Annotated in this window: 1 pseudogene; it reads right to left on the bottom strand. The window is 69.3% G+C overall.

Features of this window, described 5'->3' with window-relative positions:
• Positions 1–24: 24 nt before the first annotated feature.
• Positions 25–1,008 (bottom strand): annotated as a pseudogene (locus tag ACWELQ_RS46135) (chromosome segregation protein SMC); the annotation flags it as partial.
• Positions 1,009–1,105 lie beyond the last annotated feature (97 nt).

Raw genomic sequence — 1,105 nt, 5'->3', positions numbered from 1 at the left:
GTGCGTGCGGTGCTACTCGAAAACGCCGAGTTCGCCCTGGACGGCCTCGAATTCGGCATTGGCCTCCTCGCCGCGGCGGCGGGCCTCGGCGATACCGGCGGACATGCGCGCGATCTCGCCGTCCACGGACTGGGCGCGGCTGCGCAGGGTGTCGACCTGGCCGGAGAGGCGGGCGAGGCCCTCGCGGCGGTCGGCGATGGCGCGCACGGCGGCGAGGTGGGCCTGTTCGGCGGCCTTGGCGGCCTGTTCGCGTTCGTAGAGTTGCTCGCGGGCGGCTTCGAGGGTTTCCGTGGCCATTTCGACGGCTTCGCGCAGTTCGGCCTCTTCGGCTTCGACCCGATCCGCTTCGCGTTCCAGCTGGTCGGGGTCGCGGCCCTCGCCGACGGGCTGCTCGATGGTGAGATTTCGGGCGCGGTCGCGGGCGATGCGGATGGTGGCATTGACGCGTTCGGTCAGCGCGGACAGCTGGAACCAGGTCTGGGCGGCCGCCTCCGCACTCGGGGTCAGCTTGGAGAGCTCGAATTCCTGCTGGGCGAGTGCGGCATTCGCGGCATCCATCTCGGTCTGCACGGTGACCTGCTGCTCGCGCGCGTAGGCCTCCTTGGACTGCTGGCTCTCGAGTTCGCGGCGGCGCGACACCAGATCGTCGGCGGCCAGGCGCAATCGGGAATCCCGCAGTTCGGACTGGACGGTCGCGGCGCGACGGGCGACTTCGGCCTGCCGCCCCAACGGCTTCAACTGCCTGCGCAATTCGGTGGTGAGGTCGGTCAGGCGCGCCAGATTCGACTGCATGGCGTCGAGCTTGCGGACCGCCTTCTCCTTGCGGCGACGGTGCTTGAGCACACCCGCGGCCTCTTCGATGAAGGCGCGGCGATCCTCCGGCCGCGATTCCAGAATCGCCGAGAGCTGGCCCTGGCCGACGATGACGTGCATCTCGCGGCCGATGCCGGAGTCGCTGAGCAGCTCCTGCACATCCATCAAACGGCAGGAGTTCCCGTTGATCTCGTATAGCGGCTGCTGCGGCTAGTCCGCCTTCTTGTCCGCGTGGCCCAGCGACCTGTCGGGGGCCACGCGGTCCCTGACGCGCTGCTTGAGCACCGCGATA

It is taken from the genome of Nocardia sp. NPDC004722 (genome assembly GCF_053601505.1).
This window is presented reverse-complemented; position numbering and strand designations above follow the sequence as displayed.